This is a genomic window from Uliginosibacterium sp. sgz301328 (assembly GCF_041807905.1).
In the GTDB taxonomy this organism is placed as follows: domain Bacteria; phylum Pseudomonadota; class Gammaproteobacteria; order Burkholderiales; family Rhodocyclaceae; genus JBGVSA01.
The window spans coordinates 1-14,705 of sequence record NZ_JBGVSA010000018.1; the positions used below are offsets into that span (position 1 = coordinate 1).

Annotated in this window: 20 protein-coding genes; 1 reads left to right on the top strand and 19 read right to left on the bottom strand. The window is 65.9% G+C overall.

Annotation, left to right across the window (positions count from 1 at the left end; all coding sequences use genetic code 11):
* Positions 1-284: 284 nt before the first annotated feature.
* From ACDA63_RS14030 to flgB, 8 genes are read right to left on the bottom strand one after another with little or no spacing between them, the layout of a single operon-like run.
* Positions 285-1,391 (bottom strand): flagellar basal body P-ring protein FlgI, encoded by a 1,107-nt coding sequence (locus ACDA63_RS14030; RefSeq protein WP_373663892.1) that lies wholly within the window; start codon positions 1,389-1,391, stop codon positions 285-287.
* A gap of 11 nt (positions 1,392-1,402) precedes the next feature.
* Positions 1,403-2,092, bottom strand: coding sequence for a flagellar basal body L-ring protein FlgH (gene flgH / locus ACDA63_RS14035; protein WP_373663893.1), 690 nt, complete (start codon positions 2,090-2,092; stop codon positions 1,403-1,405).
* A 1-nt stretch (position 2,093) separates the two neighbouring features.
* Entirely contained in the window at positions 2,094-2,882 is a 789-nt protein-coding gene (flgG, locus tag ACDA63_RS14040) for a flagellar basal-body rod protein FlgG (RefSeq protein WP_373663894.1), read from the bottom strand.
* Positions 2,883-2,911: 29 nt separating this feature from the next.
* Positions 2,912-3,637, bottom strand: coding sequence for a flagellar basal body rod protein FlgF (locus tag ACDA63_RS14045; protein ID WP_373663895.1), 726 nt, complete (start codon positions 3,635-3,637; stop codon positions 2,912-2,914).
* Entirely contained in the window at positions 3,637-4,824 is a 1,188-nt protein-coding gene (locus ACDA63_RS14050) for a flagellar hook protein FlgE (protein ID WP_373663896.1), read from the bottom strand. Before ACDA63_RS14050 ends, ACDA63_RS14045 begins: the two co-directional genes overlap by 1 nt.
* A 37-nt stretch (positions 4,825-4,861) precedes the next feature.
* Entirely contained in the window at positions 4,862-5,515 is a 654-nt protein-coding gene (locus ACDA63_RS14055) for a flagellar hook capping FlgD N-terminal domain-containing protein (protein ID WP_373663897.1), read from the bottom strand.
* 2 nt (positions 5,516-5,517) lie between these two features.
* Complete coding sequence (gene flgC, locus ACDA63_RS14060; RefSeq protein ID WP_373663898.1) at positions 5,518-5,937, bottom strand: flagellar basal body rod protein FlgC; 420 nt, start codon at positions 5,935-5,937, stop codon at positions 5,518-5,520.
* A gap of 5 nt (positions 5,938-5,942) precedes the next feature.
* Positions 5,943-6,305 (bottom strand): flagellar basal body rod protein FlgB, encoded by a 363-nt coding sequence (gene flgB, locus ACDA63_RS14065; RefSeq protein WP_373663899.1) that lies wholly within the window; start codon positions 6,303-6,305, stop codon positions 5,943-5,945.
* On the opposite strand from flgB, the gene flgA reads away from it, so the two are divergent.
* Positions 6,304-7,038, top strand: coding sequence for a flagellar basal body P-ring formation chaperone FlgA (gene flgA, locus ACDA63_RS14070; protein WP_373663900.1), 735 nt, complete (start codon positions 6,304-6,306; stop codon positions 7,036-7,038). The two genes, flgB and flgA, sit on opposite strands and share 2 nt — an antisense overlap.
* On the opposite strand, the gene ACDA63_RS14075 is transcribed toward flgA, so the two are convergent.
* The 11 genes from ACDA63_RS14075 to fliD are packed head-to-tail and all read right to left on the bottom strand — an operon-like array spanning position 7,035 to position 14,686.
* Positions 7,035-7,766 carry a glycoside hydrolase family 73 protein gene (locus ACDA63_RS14075; protein ID WP_373663901.1) on the bottom strand — a complete coding sequence of 244 codons (732 nt, stop codon included), beginning with the start codon at positions 7,764-7,766 and terminating at the stop codon, positions 7,035-7,037. The two genes, flgA and ACDA63_RS14075, sit on opposite strands and share 4 nt — an antisense overlap.
* Positions 7,753-8,184 carry a flagellar export chaperone FlgN gene (gene flgN, locus ACDA63_RS14080; RefSeq protein WP_373663902.1) on the bottom strand — a complete coding sequence of 144 codons (432 nt, stop codon included), beginning with the start codon at positions 8,182-8,184 and terminating at the stop codon, positions 7,753-7,755. Before flgN ends, ACDA63_RS14075 begins: the two co-directional genes overlap by 14 nt.
* Positions 8,181-8,465, bottom strand: coding sequence for a flagellar biosynthesis anti-sigma factor FlgM (gene flgM / locus ACDA63_RS14085; protein ID WP_373663903.1), 285 nt, complete (start codon positions 8,463-8,465; stop codon positions 8,181-8,183). The genes flgN and flgM overlap by 4 nt, the downstream gene beginning before the upstream one ends.
* Positions 8,466-8,493: 28 nt before the next feature.
* A complete protein-coding gene (locus ACDA63_RS14090; RefSeq protein ID WP_373663904.1) occupies positions 8,494-9,480 on the bottom strand; it encodes a flagellar motor protein MotB in 987 nt (328 codons plus the stop codon).
* A gap of 33 nt (positions 9,481-9,513) precedes the next feature.
* Positions 9,514-10,410, bottom strand: a complete 897-nt coding sequence (gene motA / locus ACDA63_RS14095) for a flagellar motor stator protein MotA (RefSeq protein WP_373663905.1) — start codon at positions 10,408-10,410, stop codon at positions 9,514-9,516.
* 20 nt (positions 10,411-10,430) lie between these two features.
* Positions 10,431-11,126: a FliA/WhiG family RNA polymerase sigma factor gene (locus tag ACDA63_RS14100; protein WP_373663906.1), complete on the bottom strand. Its 696-nt coding sequence runs from the start codon at positions 11,124-11,126 to the stop codon at positions 10,431-10,433.
* Between the two features lie 4 nt (positions 11,127-11,130).
* The gene (locus tag ACDA63_RS14105) at positions 11,131-11,592 is read right to left on the bottom strand and encodes a flagellar basal body-associated FliL family protein (protein ID WP_373663907.1); all 462 of its coding nucleotides are present in this window, start codon (positions 11,590-11,592) and stop codon (positions 11,131-11,133) included.
* Entirely contained in the window at positions 11,589-12,611 is a 1,023-nt protein-coding gene (locus tag ACDA63_RS14110) for a flagellar hook-length control protein FliK (RefSeq protein WP_373663908.1), read from the bottom strand. Before ACDA63_RS14110 ends, ACDA63_RS14105 begins: the two co-directional genes overlap by 4 nt.
* A complete protein-coding gene (locus ACDA63_RS14115; protein WP_373663909.1) occupies positions 12,608-12,922 on the bottom strand; it encodes a hypothetical protein in 315 nt (104 codons plus the stop codon). Before ACDA63_RS14115 ends, ACDA63_RS14110 begins: the two co-directional genes overlap by 4 nt.
* Positions 12,915-13,301, bottom strand: a complete 387-nt coding sequence (fliS, locus tag ACDA63_RS14120; protein ID WP_373663910.1) for a flagellar export chaperone FliS — start codon at positions 13,299-13,301, stop codon at positions 12,915-12,917. Before fliS ends, ACDA63_RS14115 begins: the two co-directional genes overlap by 8 nt.
* Before the next feature lie 26 nt (positions 13,302-13,327).
* Positions 13,328-14,686 carry a flagellar filament capping protein FliD gene (gene fliD / locus ACDA63_RS14125; protein ID WP_373663911.1) on the bottom strand — a complete coding sequence of 453 codons (1,359 nt, stop codon included), beginning with the start codon at positions 14,684-14,686 and terminating at the stop codon, positions 13,328-13,330.
* Positions 14,687-14,705: the final 19 nt, after the last annotated feature.

The window sequence follows — 14,705 nt, forward strand, 5'->3', positions numbered from 1 at the left end:
CCGCCGAGCAACGCAGGCAAGTCAGGTCGCCCGCGCAGCGGGTCGGCGAGGACTGTCTGAGGAGCGTAGCGACGAGTTCCGCAGCCGCCTGACTTGACGAGTAGCGCAGGGGACCAGCCGCAGGCCGGCGGCGATGTTGGGGTCGTTTCTTTGGTTACTTTCTTGTCGAGAACAAGAAAGTGACTCGGCCGCCGGGACGAACTCCCGGCCGTCGAGCATCAGCAGTCGAGACCAACTCCGAAAGACCAAGCATCCCCCCAAAACCCGACCCCACGTCCAGCGCGTCATATGACAATCAACTCCCCATCGATCGCCCCCGCCTGATCCAGCGCCTGCAAGATCGCCATGATGTCGTCCGGCGTCGCCCCGGTACTGTTCACCGTATCGATGATCGCCTGCAGGCTCACGCCCTCAGGCCACTTGAACATACGTCCGTTGCCCTGCTCCACCGCCACGCGCGATTGCGGCGTAACGGCCGTGGTGCCACGGCCGAACGGCTGCGGCTGGCTCACCTGCGGGCTTTCCGAAATCACCACTTTCAGCGCCCCGTGCGATATCGCCGCCGGACGCACGCGCACGCCTTCCGCGATCACCACCGTGCCGGTGCGCGAATTGAACACCACCTTCGGACGATCCACGCCGACGTCGACGTTGAGCGACTCGAGCGCGGCGACGAAAGCCACGCGCTCGGTCGGATTGGCCGGCGCGATCACGTCCACGCTGGTGGCGTCGCGCGTGCTGGCCAGTTGTTGGCCGTAGCGGCGGTTGATCGCCTGCACGATATTCGTGGCGGTCTGAAAGTGCGGGCGCTTCAAGCTCAGGCGCACCGTCGGCAAGGTATCGAAGTCGGTTTCGATCTCGCGCTCGATGGTCGCGCCGTTCGGAATGCGACCGGAGGTCGGCGTATTCACCGTCACGCTCGACCCGCTCTGCCCTTGCGCGGCCAGGCCACCGACGACGAGTTGCCCCTGCGCCAGCGCGTAGATTTCGCCATCCGCCGCGCGCAGTTGCGTGAGCAGCAGCATGCCCCCGCGCAGACTCTTGGCGTCGCCCAACGACGAGACAGTGACGTCCACCATCTGTCCCTTGCGGTAGCCGGGCGGGAACACCGCGCTGACCATGACGGTGGCGACGTTCTTGAGTTTCGGATCGGTGCGCTCGGGCAGCTTCACCCCAAACTGCTTGAGCATGTTGGTCACCGACTGACCGGAAAATTTCACCTGCGTGCTGTCGCCACTGCCTTGCAGGCCGACGACGAGCCCGTATCCGAGCAACTGGTTTTCGCGCACGCCTTCCACGCTCACCAATTGGCGCAGCACTTGCGCGGCGGTGGCCGCGTGGGCGCCGAATGCCAGTACGGCGGCAAGGCACAGGGAACGCAGGGCAATCATGTTTCGTTCTCTCAGAAAGGCATCAACGGGCTATTGAAAAAGCGCACCAGCCAGCCCGCGTCGTTGGCGTCCTGCGCCGCACCCCGGCCGGAATACGCAATGCGCGCATTGGCGATACGCAGCGACGACACGCGATTGTCATTGTCGATATCGGAGGCACGCACGTAACCGGACAGGCGCACCAGTTCTTCGCCCTGGTTCAGGTACAGGCTCTTCTCGCCCGTCACGCGCAGCAGGCCATTGGGCAGCACCTCGTGCACCACCACGGTGATCGCGCCTTGCAGGGTATTGCGCTGCGTGCTCGATGCCGTGCCCGAAAAGTCGCGCGAGGCATCGATGCCCACTTCGGTCTTGGCCTGCGTCTTGCCGAACAGCACCGACGGCGCGATGGACACGCCCGTGCTCTTGCCGAGCTTGCTGTCGGCCGACTTGCTCGCCTGCGTGGTTTCCTGCAACAGCACGGTCAGCAGGTCTCCCGGTCGGAAGGCGCGGCTGTCGGAAGTCAATGACCACGGTGTGTCGGCCGCGAACACACCGCCGCGCGAGCCCTGTCGTGCCTGCGCCGCAGGCAGATCCAGACGCGAGCCATCGTCGAGCGGCGGCAACTCGGGCGGGTACGTGGCGCAGCCCGCACCCAGCACTACGAGCATCGCAGCAAAGGCGAAGCCCATGGCGCGCGCAGCGGCGTACGGGCGGCTCATCTCAGCGCACCGCCTGCGCGAGGTACTGCATCATGTTGTCGGCAGCGGAGAGCACCTTGGTGTTCATCTCGTAGGTGCGCTGTGCGGCGATCATGTCGACCATTTCTTCGACCACCTGCACGTTGGAACCTTCAAGCGCGCCCTGCTTCAGCTTGCCCAGACCGTCCTCGCCGGGGTTGCCTTCGGTGGGCGCACCGCTGGCGGTTGTCTCTTGGTACAGGTTGTCGCCGAGTGCGAGCAAGCCGGCCGGATTGATGAAATTCACCAGCGTGAGCTGGCCCAGTTCAGTCGGCTGCGTCGCACCCGCCACGGTGGCGGACACCATGCCGTTCTCAGCGATGGTCAGTGCGGTGGCCGTGGCCGGCACGGTGATTTCCGGCACCAGCGGTTGGCCCTGCGCAGTAACGAGACGACCGTCCTGGTTGACCTGCAATTGGCCCGCGCGCGTATAGGCCGCATCGCCATTGGCGAGCTGCACCTGCAAGAAGCCGTTGCCGACGATCGCCACATCCATCGACTGGCCGGTCGTCTGCAGACTGCCGGTGGTAAAGATCTTCTGCGTGCCCACCAGACGCGTGCCATTGCCCAGTTGCACACCGGTCGGCGACGTCGTGGCGTCGTCCTGCTGTGCCCCAGGTTGTTTTTCGACCTGGTAGAACATGTCCTCGAACACCACGCGGTCGCGCTTGAAGCCGACCGTGTTCACGTTGGCGAGGTTGTTGGCGATGGCTTGCAGCTTGGCGTCTTGCGCTTGCACGCCGGTCTTGCTGATCCACAGTGCGGGATTCATCTTGCGTTCCTTTCAGTTGGGCGTGCGCGTTATTCGCGGATCAGCCGATTGCCTGCGTCGGCCATCGAGTCGGCCGATTTGTAGAGGCGCATCTGGATTTCGAAATCGCGGTTCAGGCTCATCGTGGCCACCATCTCTTCGACGGCCGACACGTTGCTGCCTTCGAGATAACCGGCGCGCACGGTAACGGTGTCATCGGCGGCGAGGGTGTTGCCGTCGCGCGCCACCGTCAGGCCGGCTTCGTTCTTGGTGAGGTTGGGCGCGTCCGCGCGCACGAGCTTGAGTCGGTCGACTTCCTGCAATTCGAGCTGACCCGGTTGCTGGACCGAGATGGTGCCGTCCTGCGCGATCGACACACGCGTGTACGCCGGCAGGCTGATCGGGCCGCCGTCGCCCATCACCGCGCGCCCGTTCACCGTGAGCGTGCCGTCGGCATCGACCACCAGATGTCCGGCGCGCGTGTAGGCTTCGCCGTCCTGCCACTGCACGGCGAGCATGCCGTTGCCGTCGATGGCCACGTCCAGGTCGTTGCCGGTTTCGCGCACGGCACCTTCACGGCCCGACATCGCATTGGCCGAAAGCTGGCTCATGTGGCGCGTGTCGTAACCGTAGCCCGGCACGGCCTGGCTGGTTGCCAGTTCGAGGTCGGCGCGAAAGCCGCCCGTTTCGAGGTTGGCCAGATTGTTGGCGTGCACCTGCTGGGCGCGCAGCCCACGCTCGGCGCCGCTCATGATGGTGTAGATCAGGGCGTCCATTACAGCGCCTGCATGAGCGTCTGCATCATCTCGTTCTGCGTCGAGATGACCTTGGTGTTGGCCTGATAGTTACGCTGTGCGGACATCAGGTCGACCAGTTGTTCGGTCATGTCCACGTTCGATTGCTCCAGCGACCCCGGCGTGAGCTTGCCGGCCATGCCGCTGCCCGGCGTGAAGTACAGCGGCGTGCCCGACGCATTGGACGCCACCCAGCTCGTATCGCTGACCTGGGTGAGCGCGCCTTCGTCCGGGAACGTCGCCAGCGCCAGCGTGCCCACGCGTTGCTTGAGGCCGTTGCTGTATTGCGCCATCACCGAGCCGTCGTCCGTGATCTGCACACCGATCATCGTGCCGGATGCATAACCGTCCGCCGCGTTGGTGGTGTTGGTTGCCTCTCCGGCGAACTGGGTGGTGCCAGAGTAGTCGATGTCCAGCGCCATCGCGGTGGCACCAGCCGGCGTGCCCAGCGGCACGTTGACCGCTGCCGTCGGCGAGGTGAGCTGGCCGGCGGTGTCGAAGGTCAGCGTGTTGGTGGAGGCGAGGTCCGTGCCGTCGAACGTGTAATGCACGGTCACTTCGCCGGTATTCGTCTTGACGAAATACTGCGTCACGCTGTGCTGCGCGCCGAGCGAGTCGTACACCACCGACACCATCGAGCTGTTGAAAGACTGCGGGTCGTTCTTGTCGAAGGTGGCGACGGTCGGCACCTTCCAGTCGGCCGACATGTTGGCCACGTATTGCAGCTTGGCGCTGGCCTGCGCGGGAATCTGCCCGGTCGACACCTTCATGTCGCCCAATGCGCCCAGCGCCGTGCTGCCGGCAACGGCGGCGTAACCCTGCACCTTGCGGCCGAAGCTGTCGACCACGTAGCCGTCCTTGTCGGTGGAGAAGATCCCCACGCGGCTGTAGAACGACTCGCCCGAGCTGGACTTGGTCACGAAAAAGCCGCGCCCCTGGATCGAGGCGTCCATGCTGCGGCCGGTGGTCAGCACGCCGCCACCGATATCGATGCTCTGCGTGACCGACGACACTTCGGCGCCGGTTGCCTGTGTGCCGGCGTACATCGCGGCGAAGTTCGAGCGGCTGTACTTGAAGCCGTAGGTGCCAGAGTTGGCGATGTTATTGCTGATGGTGTCCAGCTGCGAGTTGATGGCGTTGATACCGGACAGGGCGACTTCGAAGCTCATGATGGATTCCTTGCGATGGCGATATTCGGTGGCGGCCTTACGCGCGGCCGTTGAATGCAGTCACGACGGTGGAAGACACGTTGCCAACGTTGCTCACGTTGAGCACCACGCCATCGGTGGATGAGAGCTTGACGCTCTGCAGCGTGCCGTCGATGTCGACGCCCGGCGTCGCCCCGTTGTCGGTCGACACGGCGATGGAATACGTGCCCTTGGGCAGGCCGAGCTTGGCCGGATCGAGCGTGAAGCTCACCTCGCCCGCCGCACGCGTGCCCAGTTCCAGGCGATACGTCTTGCCTGCGGCATCGGTCAGCACCACGGCCGTCTCGGCGCTGCTGGCATCGAGCGTAAAGCGGCCGGAGATGGCGGCGTCGCTCACGCTGACCGAACCGGTACGCACCGACACCTGCGAGCCGACCTGCGCGCCCAGCGCCATCACCTGCATGCTTTCCAGCGCGGCGGCGCTGTTGGTGCCCTGGCTGACGAGCTTCTGCAGCGCTTCGGTCTGCGACAACTGCGTGAGCTGGCTGACGAATTCGCTGGGGTCTGCCGGGTCGAGCGGGTTCTGGTTGCGGATCTGCGCCACGAGCAGCGTGGTAAACAGGTTCGATACCGAATCGCCATTGCTGGCGACCGCCGACGTGCCGCTCGTGCTCGTGGTGTTCTGCGTGGTGTCGTTGATGACAGCGCTCATGATCAGCTCTCTCCCATGCGCAGCAGCGACTGCTGCATCGATTTGACGCGGCCCAGCACCTCGACGTTGGTCTCGAAGGCGCGCGACGCTTCCATCATGTCGGTCATCTCCGCCACCGTATTCACGTTGGGGTAGAAGACCATTCCTTCTTCGTTGGCGACCGGATTGTCCGGCTCGTGCACGCGCCGCAGCGGCTCGGTGCTCTGCACCACGTCCAGCACCTGCACGCTGGCGCCGGCCACCTGATCGTCGAAACCGCCCTTGAAGAGCGTGGCGAACACCGGCTTGCGCGCGTGGTAGGTGTCCTCTTCCCGTCCGGCCGCCGTCTGCGCGTTGGCGAGGTTGCTCGCCACCGTGTTCAAGCGCAGGCTTTGCGCCGTCATGGCAGTACCCGCGATGTGTGCGATATCCCTGAATGACATGATGCTTACTGCCCTTCGATGACGCGGGCGAGGCCCTTGAGTTTCATGTTGATGAAGGTGAGGCTGGTCTGGAAATCCGAAGCGTTCTGCGAGAACGCTGCCTGTTCCACACCGAGCTCCACGGTGTTACCGTCACTGCGCGCCAGGTTGGGCACGCGGTACTGCATGTCGGGCGCGCCGGTGTCGAGCGCCAGACCGCCGTCATCGGCGAGCGCAGACTGCAGGCTGCTGGCAAAATCGATGTCGCGCGCCTGATAACCCGGAGTGCTTTCATTGGCGATGTTGGATGCCAGAACCTTCGTGCGCTCGGCACGCAAGCGGAGCGCGTCTGCGTGCAGCCCGAGCGCCTTGTCGAAATTGATACTCATGCGTATGCCTTTCACATCGAAGTTCACAACCACACAATTACTGGCCTGCGCCGCCACCGTGACAGCCGTCCTGTGCGCCCAGCCGGCCCGCGCCGACGCCATGACGGAAGTCGAGCGCGCGGCGCGCACGCAACTCATGGCCGACGCGCAGCGCGCGGGGCTGGTCGAGCCGCAATTCACGTTCGAGGTCGTCAGTGCGGCGCGCACGCCGCGGGCCTGCGCCAAGCCATTCGAGATCACGCTGGCCGACCGCCGCACGCCAGCGCGCATGCGTGCCATTGCGCATTGCCCGGACGGCAACTGGGCCGAGACGTACACCGTGCGGGCGCGCGTCAATGCGCGCGTCGTCGTGGCGGCAGGCAGCATTCCCAGCGGGCGTGCCATCCAGCCGAACGACCTTGCACTGGAACGCCGCGAGCTGACCGGCACGTTCGACGACGTCTTTTCCGACCCGGCCGAACTCAACGGGCAGGCCAGCCGCCGCGCATTGCGGGCCGGGCAGATCGTCGACCGCCGCGCGGTGGCCGAAGCGGTGCTGGTACGGCGCGGCGCCGATGTCAGCATCGTGGCGCGCAACAGCGGCATCGTCGTGACCACGGCCGGGCAGGCCGAGGGCAACGGACGGCTCGGCGAAATCATCAGCGTGCGCAACGCGGCCACCGGCAAGGTGATCCGCGCACGCGTCACGGGCACTAACGAAGTCGAACCGGCCACGATCGCCACCACGCCTTAGTCCTCCGCCCGGATGCGCGTCGCGATGCGCACGAGCTTGTCGGCATACGCCGGGTCGGTGGCGTAGCCGCCACGCATGAGCGCCTGCCCATACGCGTGCGCGTCCGAGCCGGTATTGAGCGCAGCGTGGTAACGCGGTGCGCCCTGCAATAGCTGGACGAGGTCGCGGAAGCTCGCGCCCTCATCGTTGTACCGACGGAAGGCTTCGGTCTTCTTGACCGCGCCATCGCCTTCGACTTCCGTCGTCACCGCACTCACCACGTCACCCTGCCACGCCCCCGTGGCCTTCACGCCGAACAGGTTGTGGCTGTCGCTGCCGTCGGCGGCGCGCAAGGGGCGCTGGCCCCAACCCGATTCGAGCGCGGCCTGCGCCGACAGCACATCGGGCGACACGCCCAGCGCGCGTCCTGCATCTTTCGCCCAGGGCGCGATGCGGCTCAGGAATTGGCGCTGCGCGTCGGTGGTAACGCCGTCCTCGCCGGAGGTCGCCGTGCTGACGTCGACCGGCGCGGCAAGCCGTGCCTGCCATGCGCGACCTTCCGCGCTCAGCGCGGCGCCCGCCGAACTGCCTTCGCCGCTGCCGTGGGCGATGAAGTCGGCAACCTCACCCGCGACCTGTTGGTACAGGCCGGCGAAACCGCCACTGCCCTGCATCGGCAACGCGGTGTCGCGCACCGCCTCGCGAAAGGCGGCGTTGGGCGCGAATGCGGGGAGTTCAGCGAGGCGCATAGGTGTCGCTTTCTCCACCGAGCACGCGCTGCATGACTTCGTACTGGTCCATCAGCAGATTGCCGTTGCGCAGGTTGAGCGCCTTGCAGGCAAGCACGCGCGCCTGCAGGTTCTGCCACAACGTTTCGGCCGCCGTGCGATAACGCTCGGGCAGGCGCGCGAAGACGGCCGCCACGCGCTGCGCTTCCGGCACTTCCATCCCGACGATGGCATTCACCAGCGTGACACGTTCAGTGCGACGGGCATCGAGCACCGTGCACAGCGCGCCGATGTCTTCGGCCAATTGCGGCAAGCGTGCGACGTCATGGCGCAACGCTGCCGCGAACTGCTGTTCCAGCAATCCGTGCAAGCGGTCGTAGTCCGCCACGTCGAGCTGGATGCCCTGCGCCAGCGACAGCATCGCCTGTTGGGCGTTCATGAGCGGCTCCCGTGGTAACGGTCGATGAGCCCCGCCAGGCGTGAGGCGTCGAACGGCAGCTCGCCCTTGGCGAGCGCATCGCGCAGCGCGGCCACGCGCGCCTGGTCGACATCGGGCAACGCGGCCAGCGCTTCTTTGGCGGGCGCGAGTGCGGCCGATTGCAGGGGCACGTCGGCGTTGGCCTGCGGCGTGGCGCGCACATCGGTGGTGCTCTGTTCGCTGGCTGCGACTGGCGCGGTGCCGCCAACGCCGGAAGTGCTCGGAGTGCCGTTGATCTTCATTCGATTGCCTCTCGATTGAGTACGCATGTCAGCGACGCTCCGTGCTGGCCGCGCCTGCGCCGCGCAGCATGTCGACGGCCTCGTTGTGCGGCAACGAGGTGACCACGCCATCGATGAGCGGAGCGGCGTCTACGGGCATGCCGAACATGGCGGCCAGATTGCGCGCCTGCTCGGGGCCCAGGATCATCAGTTCGATGCGCCGATTGATCGGCGCACGCGGGTCGTGCGCATCCAGCGGCGCGCGGTCTGCCATGCCGACCACTTGCAGAATGCTGTCCGGGCGCAATCCGCCGTCGAGCATCTGCAGGCGCGCGGACATCGCACGCTGGCCGGACAGCGTCCAGTTGGAATAAGCCGAATGCCCCTGGTCTGCGTATTGCAGCGCGTCGGTGTGGCCCAGGATCAGCATCTGGTTTTCAATCTGGGAGAACAGCGGCCCCATCTTGCGCAGCAGCGCGCGAAAGCGATCGCTCGGCATGGCGGAACCGCGCGCAAACATGCCTTGCTGTTCGGTGTCGTGCAGCATTACGCGCAGCCCTTGCGGCGTGATCTCGGTAAACAGATTGCCGGCCATGCCGGCCTTGGCGGTCAGGCGTTCCACCACGGCCGCCAGCTCCTTCATGTCTTCCGGCGTGTCGTAGCGGCGCTTGGACAGGCGCGGGCTGTCGTCGGCGTGCTCCAGGTCGCCGTTGGTGACTTGCCGCTTGGGCATGCGCGTGTCGCCCTGCGAGGGAATCGGTTGGCGTTCGATCAGGCTGCCGCGCGGGCCGCCGACGGTTTCCATGCGCCGCCCCACGCCTTCATCGAGCAGGCTGCCTTCGGCCACGCGCTTGACCTCTTCGATCGATTCCTTGCTGCGCGCCGCCATCACCCACAGAACGAGGAACAGGCACATCAGGGCCAGACAGAAGTCGGCAAACGCCACCTTCCACGCACCGCTGTGCTCGTCGCCGTCGTGCCGGCGCGAGACGCGCTTGACCACCGCCTGCGTGTGCTTGTCGGCCTTGGCGTTCATGCCAGCACCTCGGCGTAGGGGTCGATGCGACGATCACGCACGGGCCTCTCCTGCGCGGCGGGCCATGGCTTCCTCAGCCAGTTCGTTGATCCACGCTTCCAGCTCGGCGAAGCTGGGTTTGATGTTCAGTTGCACCAGGCGACGGCCGGCGTCGATGGCGAGCAGCGGCGGCTTGCCGGCCACGTGCGTCACCAGCACGACCTTGACGCATTCGAGTGCGGAAAGCTCTTGCTTGACGACCTGCTTCATCATGTTCGAGATCGGATCGAGCAGGCCGTAGCAGAAGAAGATGCCGATGAAGGTACCGACCATGGCGGCGGCCACGCGCTCGGCGATCTCGGCCGAATTGGCGCCCTCGCCCACGGTGTTCATCGCCATCACGATGCCCAGCACGGCGGCCAGAATGCCGAAGCCGGGCATGGCTTCGGCAATCTTGTGCAGCGACTTGGAGGGCTGCTCCAGTTCGACGTGGATGGTTTCCAGTTCCTGATCGAGAACGCCTTCCAGCTCATGCGCGTTGATCTTGCCCATCGCCATCAGGCGGAAGTTGTCGACGATGAAGTTGAGCAGCTTCGGCTCGGCCAGGATCAGCGGATAGTTGCGGAACAGCGGGCTCTCGTGCGGCTCCTCGACGTGGGCATCCAGCGCCTTGAGCCCGCCTGCTGCCGTCTGCAACAGTTCGTACATCACCAGCAGCAACTGGCGCTGGAATTCCTGCCCGTGGCGGCGCACCACCACGATGTGCTTGAGCTGCAGCCACATCTCCGCCAGCACGTGGCGGGGGTTGCCCAGCACCACCGCCCCCAGCCCGGCGCCACCGATGATGAGCAGTTCGACCGGCTGCCAGATCACGTGCATGGCGCCCCCCGACAGGAGGAAGCCGCCGAACACGGTGGCCAGTACCACTGCGATGCCGATGATTTGTTGCATGGGATCGTGTCGCTTTCCGTTCAGTGCTTCAGGCTGTCGCGCATCTTGCGCAACGCACCCTTGTTGATCTGGCAGATACGCGCTTCGGTCAGGTCCAGCACCGCGGCGATTTCTTTCAGGCTCAGATCGAATTCGTAATAGAGCTGGACGACGCGTTGTTCGCGTTCATCCAGTGCCAGCAGCGCCTGCTCGATGCTGCGACGGCGGATCAGTTGCGCCTCCGGCGAGGGCGCATCCGAAGGCAGGCTGCCCATCTCCTGCATCAGCTCGTCGAAGCTCGCCAGTTGTTCGGCGTTCTCCGCCATCACATAGGCTTGATAGGCCTCGGGCGTGAGCGCGAGGTGCTGCATCAGTTCGGCCTCGGAAGGTTCGTGCCCCAGGCGGCGTTCGAGATCGCGCGCGGCGTCGCGCAGGCGATGGCTCTCTTGTCGCACGCTGCGCGGGCGCCAGTCCTGCCGGCGCAGTTCGTCGAGGATCGCGCCGCGCACGCGCAGTGCCGCGTAGGCGCCGAACTTGTCGTCGGGCGTGCCGTAGCGGCGCAGGCAATCGAGCAGACCGAGCAGGCCGATCTGCTCCATGTCCTCGCGATCGATGGCGCCGCCCGTCTGCGAAGCGAGCTGGCGCACGATGCGCTTGACCAATGGCACGTAGGCCAGCACATGCTGCTGTTCGACAGCGGCACTGTGCAGTTCTGCGTAACCACTGTGCATGTCCATGGCGTCACTCGATGATCAGCTTGCCGATCATGGCTTCGGTGAACGGCTTGGTCGTGCGCTCGGCGGCGTAGCTGGCGCTGAAGGCGCGGTTGATGTCCTGCGCGAACTGCTCGACCGTCATCTGCCCCGCCTTGTCCATGGTGTAGCCAGACAGTGCCTTCACGGCCACGGCGCGCAGCAGCGGCAGATGTTCGCGCGTCATCTTCTCGTTCTTGAGGGCGGTCTTGAAAACCAGGTCGACAGCCAGGTAGTGCGACATGGGCTCGCCTTCCTTGCCACGCAACATGACGATGACCTTTTCGAGATTGATGTACTTGTACTCGGTGTGGTCCATCTCGACCGGCTTGGCGGTCTTCGTCTCGGGTGCCTTGGGGCGCAACAACCACCACGCGCCGCCCGCACCCGCGGCCGCCATGGCCAGCCCGATGCACAACACCAGCACGATCAGTTTCCAGTGACGCTTCATGCCGAGCGCTCCTCCTCTGGCGACATGCCGAAAGCATGGCGCTCGTCGTATTCATCGTCGGCGAACGCGCGCGTCGGGGCCGCATCGTTGCCTTCGCCCTGCGAGCCGCGCTGGCGTTGGCGGCCATCGGCGTCGCCCTGGGCGAGCCGCGCGCCGGCGGCGTCGGCCACCTGCACGCTCACTTCCCCAGCATGGCGTTGCGAGAGGTCATGACGCAGGCTCTCGCCCACGCCTTGCAACTGGCGCACCACCTCGGCATGCGTGGCGGTCAGGCTGACGCGCAACGCACCGGCCTCGTGACGGATCGCGATCTCGATCCGCCCCATCTGCGGCGGGTCGAGGCGGATCACGGCGCTGTCGCTGTGACGGCTGCTGGACAGTTGCAGACGCTCGCCCAAGGCTTGCTGAAGCGGCTGACGCCATTGCGTCGGCTCGCCATTGGGCAAGCGCACGAGGGCATCCGGCGTGGCGTTGCTGCCGACATCCGCTGGTGCCAATGCGATCAAGGCGTCGCGCACCGGGGCCACTGAAGTGCTCGCTGTGGACTGCGCGTTATCGGCGGCGACCGGCTTGACGATCGGTGCGGTCAGCGTGGTCTTTGTCTGCGGCGCGGCGATAGCGTCTGCCACCGACAGGGCCGCGTCGGGAAGGGACGCTTCCGTGGCGACCGGTACGGCGGGCGTGGTGGATGCCGTCGCCACAGGCATGACGGCAACCGGCTGCTGCATCGAGGGAGGGATCGATGGCAACACATCCGCCGGTTCCGGCTCGCGCTCCAGCGCGGCGGAGTCGTCGTCGCGCTTGTGCGTGTTCGCCGGCACGGCCTGCTGCGCGGGCGTAGCAGCCTGCTGCGGCTGTGCGTCTTCTGCGACGTTGTCGAGCACCGCTTCGAGTGCTGCGACGAAAAAATCCGCTGCGTTTGCAGGCAACGCGGTGTCCGTGGCGTTGGCGCCGACCGCGCGCAGCGTGCCGATCAATGCCGCACCCGGCGTCGGCAACGAGAGAATCAACGTGCTCATGCGCGCCCTTCCGCGTCGTTCTCGTCGTCCATGGCGTAGGCGATCCAGCCGTCCTTGTGCGCGCACAGGCTGACCATGCGCGCGTCGAGATCGGCGGCTTCGCGCTCGCATTGTTCGAGCACGATGCGATGCGTCTCGCGCAGCGTGGCAAGCGCTTTCGCTTCATTGGCCGTCCACGCGCCCTGCGCCACCATGCGCGGCAGCGCGGCGGCGATCTCGCCATCCACCCGCGCCACACCGTCCCAGTCGCGCTCGACGGCGGCTTGGCCCAGCTGATAAGCAAGGTTCAGTACCTGCGAGCTTCTAGCCATGGCGCGCCTGCATCCCCTGCCAGCCTTCACGCAGCGTGGCGAGCAGCCCGATCACTTCGTCGATGCGCGTGACGTCGAGCTGCACGCCCGCCTGGTACAGGCGCTCCGCACAGTAGTCGTAGAGGTCGGCCAGATTGGCCACGACCTCGCCGCCGGATTCGAAATCGAGCGCGCTCGACAAGCCGTTGAGCATTTCGATGGCGCGGTCCAGGCTCGCCGCCTTCATCTCGTAGCGACGCGCCTCGATGTGCGCGCGGGCGCGGGCCAGCTCGTCGAGCAGGCCGTCCATGAGGATCAGCACCAACTGCACAGGCGAAGCCTGCGCGGTGCGCGCGCCGAGATCGACTGCGTGATAGCTCTGGTAGGCGTCGTGGTTCAAAGCGGGCCTCTCGTTCGTACTGGTGATCAGCTCGTACTGATCGAATCAAAAATGCTGGTGGTCTGGCTCATCTGCTGCTGCAACGTCTGCAACTGCGTGAACTGCGCCAGGTAGCGCGTGTAGGCGGCGTTGAAGCGGTCGTCCAGTCGCGTCTGGCGGCTGGTGATGGATGTCTGCTGTTTGGCGAGCGTCTCTTGCCGGCGTTTGATCTGACCGCTGCTGGTGTCGGTCCACAGATCGGCATAGGCGTCGAGCGCACCGAGCAGGCCGCTGCGATTGGCGGTGCTGGTGCTGCCGAAGATCTTGCTCAGCCCATCGGGGTTGGCGGCCACCGCCTTGGCAAGCTTGGTGCTGTCGAGCGACAGGCTGCCGTCGCGCGACACGCTCACGCCGTAGTCGAGCAGGCGCACACCACCGAAGTCCTGGCGCAGTAGCGCACTCAATTTGTTGCGCATAGCGCGCACGCCGGAATCCGACGCGAAAGCCGCCGCCGACACACCATTGCTGGCGTCGCCCGTGCTGGTCAGGTCATCGAGCGCCTTTTCCAGCGTGTTGTAAGCGTCGACAAAAGCCCGCACGTTGCTGGCCGTGCCGCTGTCGTCGCTGGCGATCGACAGGGTGACGGGCGAATCGCCCGTGCTCTGCGCACGCGTGAAGTTCACCGTCACGCCGGGAATGGCGGTCAGCGCGTTGCTGGCCTGCTGGATACGCGTGCCGGTGCCCTGGTCGCCCAGCCACACCACGGCGTCCTTGGCGGCGGTGAGCGTCTTCGGCGCGGACAGCGCGTCCTTCAGGCTGCCGGCGGGCAGGCCGCTGACATCCAGCGAGAGGGTCCCGGCTTCGCCCGTGCTGGTCGAAGACAGCACGAGCTGGGTCTTGTCGCCGACGGTCATGACCATCGCCGTGACCTTGCCCTTGTTGTCCGACGACTGATTGATGGCGCGCGCGATCTCGGCCTGCGAAATGGTGCCGTCGCCGTCGGCATCGGCCGCGACGAGGTTCAGATTGATGGTGGAACCGTCATTGAGCTTGACGGCGATCGGGCCGCCCATCGAGACCGGCACGGCGGGCAGGTCTTCAAACGCCACTTGATGCGCGGTGGCGACCTGTTCGACGAAAAAGCTGTAGTTGCCCGGCGTGGCGGTCGCGCTGGCGATGGCTGTGCCGACGCTGCTGCTGAGCGTGGCCGAATACTGCGTCAGGCCCTTCTTGGCCGACAGCGAAGACAGCGCCGAAGCGAACGTCGACAGCGCCGACTGCAACTTGGTCAGCGCGGTGGACGTGGCCTGCGCGGCCTTGGATTGGGCGGTGAGCAGGTCCTGTGCGGACTGCGTGTACGCCGTCGCCAGCGACGACGCCATCGTGGCGGGATCGAAATCAGCCATTGCGGACTCCTGGGGTGGA

Excerpts from the sequence above, each read along its gene's own strand:
- ACDA63_RS14030 (WP_373663892.1), bottom strand. The coding sequence starts at position 1,391 with ATGATTGCCCTGCGTTCCCTGTGCCTTGCCGCCGTACTGGCATTCGGC.
- flgH (WP_373663893.1), bottom strand. The coding sequence starts at position 2,092 with ATGAGCCGCCCGTACGCCGCTGCGCGCGCCATGGGCTTCGCCTTTGCT.
- flgG (WP_373663894.1), bottom strand. The coding sequence starts at position 2,882 with ATGAATCCCGCACTGTGGATCAGCAAGACCGGCGTGCAAGCGCAAGAC.
- ACDA63_RS14045 (WP_373663895.1), bottom strand. The coding sequence starts at position 3,637 with ATGGACGCCCTGATCTACACCATCATGAGCGGCGCCGAGCGTGGGCTG.
- ACDA63_RS14050 (WP_373663896.1), bottom strand. The coding sequence starts at position 4,824 with ATGAGCTTCGAAGTCGCCCTGTCCGGTATCAACGCCATCAACTCGCAG.
- ACDA63_RS14055 (WP_373663897.1), bottom strand. The coding sequence starts at position 5,515 with ATGAGCGCTGTCATCAACGACACCACGCAGAACACCACGAGCACGAGC.
- flgC (WP_373663898.1), bottom strand. The coding sequence starts at position 5,937 with ATGTCATTCAGGGATATCGCACACATCGCGGGTACTGCCATGACGGCG.
- flgA (WP_373663900.1), top strand. The coding sequence starts at position 6,304 with ATGCGTATGCCTTTCACATCGAAGTTCACAACCACACAATTACTGGCC.
- flgB (WP_373663899.1), bottom strand. The coding sequence starts at position 6,305 with ATGAGTATCAATTTCGACAAGGCGCTCGGGCTGCACGCAGACGCGCTC.
- ACDA63_RS14075 (WP_373663901.1), bottom strand. The coding sequence starts at position 7,766 with ATGCGCCTCGCTGAACTCCCCGCATTCGCGCCCAACGCCGCCTTTCGC.
- flgN (WP_373663902.1), bottom strand. The coding sequence starts at position 8,184 with ATGAACGCCCAACAGGCGATGCTGTCGCTGGCGCAGGGCATCCAGCTC.
- flgM (WP_373663903.1), bottom strand. The coding sequence starts at position 8,465 with ATGAAGATCAACGGCACTCCGAGCACTTCCGGCGTTGGCGGCACCGCG.
- ACDA63_RS14090 (WP_373663904.1), bottom strand. The coding sequence starts at position 9,480 with ATGAACGCCAAGGCCGACAAGCACACGCAGGCGGTGGTCAAGCGCGTC.
- motA (WP_373663905.1), bottom strand. The coding sequence starts at position 10,410 with ATGCAACAAATCATCGGCATCGCAGTGGTACTGGCCACCGTGTTCGGC.
- ACDA63_RS14100 (WP_373663906.1), bottom strand. The coding sequence starts at position 11,126 with ATGGACATGCACAGTGGTTACGCAGAACTGCACAGTGCCGCTGTCGAA.
- ACDA63_RS14105 (WP_373663907.1), bottom strand. The coding sequence starts at position 11,592 with ATGAAGCGTCACTGGAAACTGATCGTGCTGGTGTTGTGCATCGGGCTG.
- ACDA63_RS14110 (WP_373663908.1), bottom strand. The coding sequence starts at position 12,611 with ATGAGCACGTTGATTCTCTCGTTGCCGACGCCGGGTGCGGCATTGATC.
- ACDA63_RS14115 (WP_373663909.1), bottom strand. The coding sequence starts at position 12,922 with ATGGCTAGAAGCTCGCAGGTACTGAACCTTGCTTATCAGCTGGGCCAA.
- fliD (WP_373663911.1), bottom strand. The coding sequence starts at position 14,686 with ATGGCTGATTTCGATCCCGCCACGATGGCGTCGTCGCTGGCGACGGCG.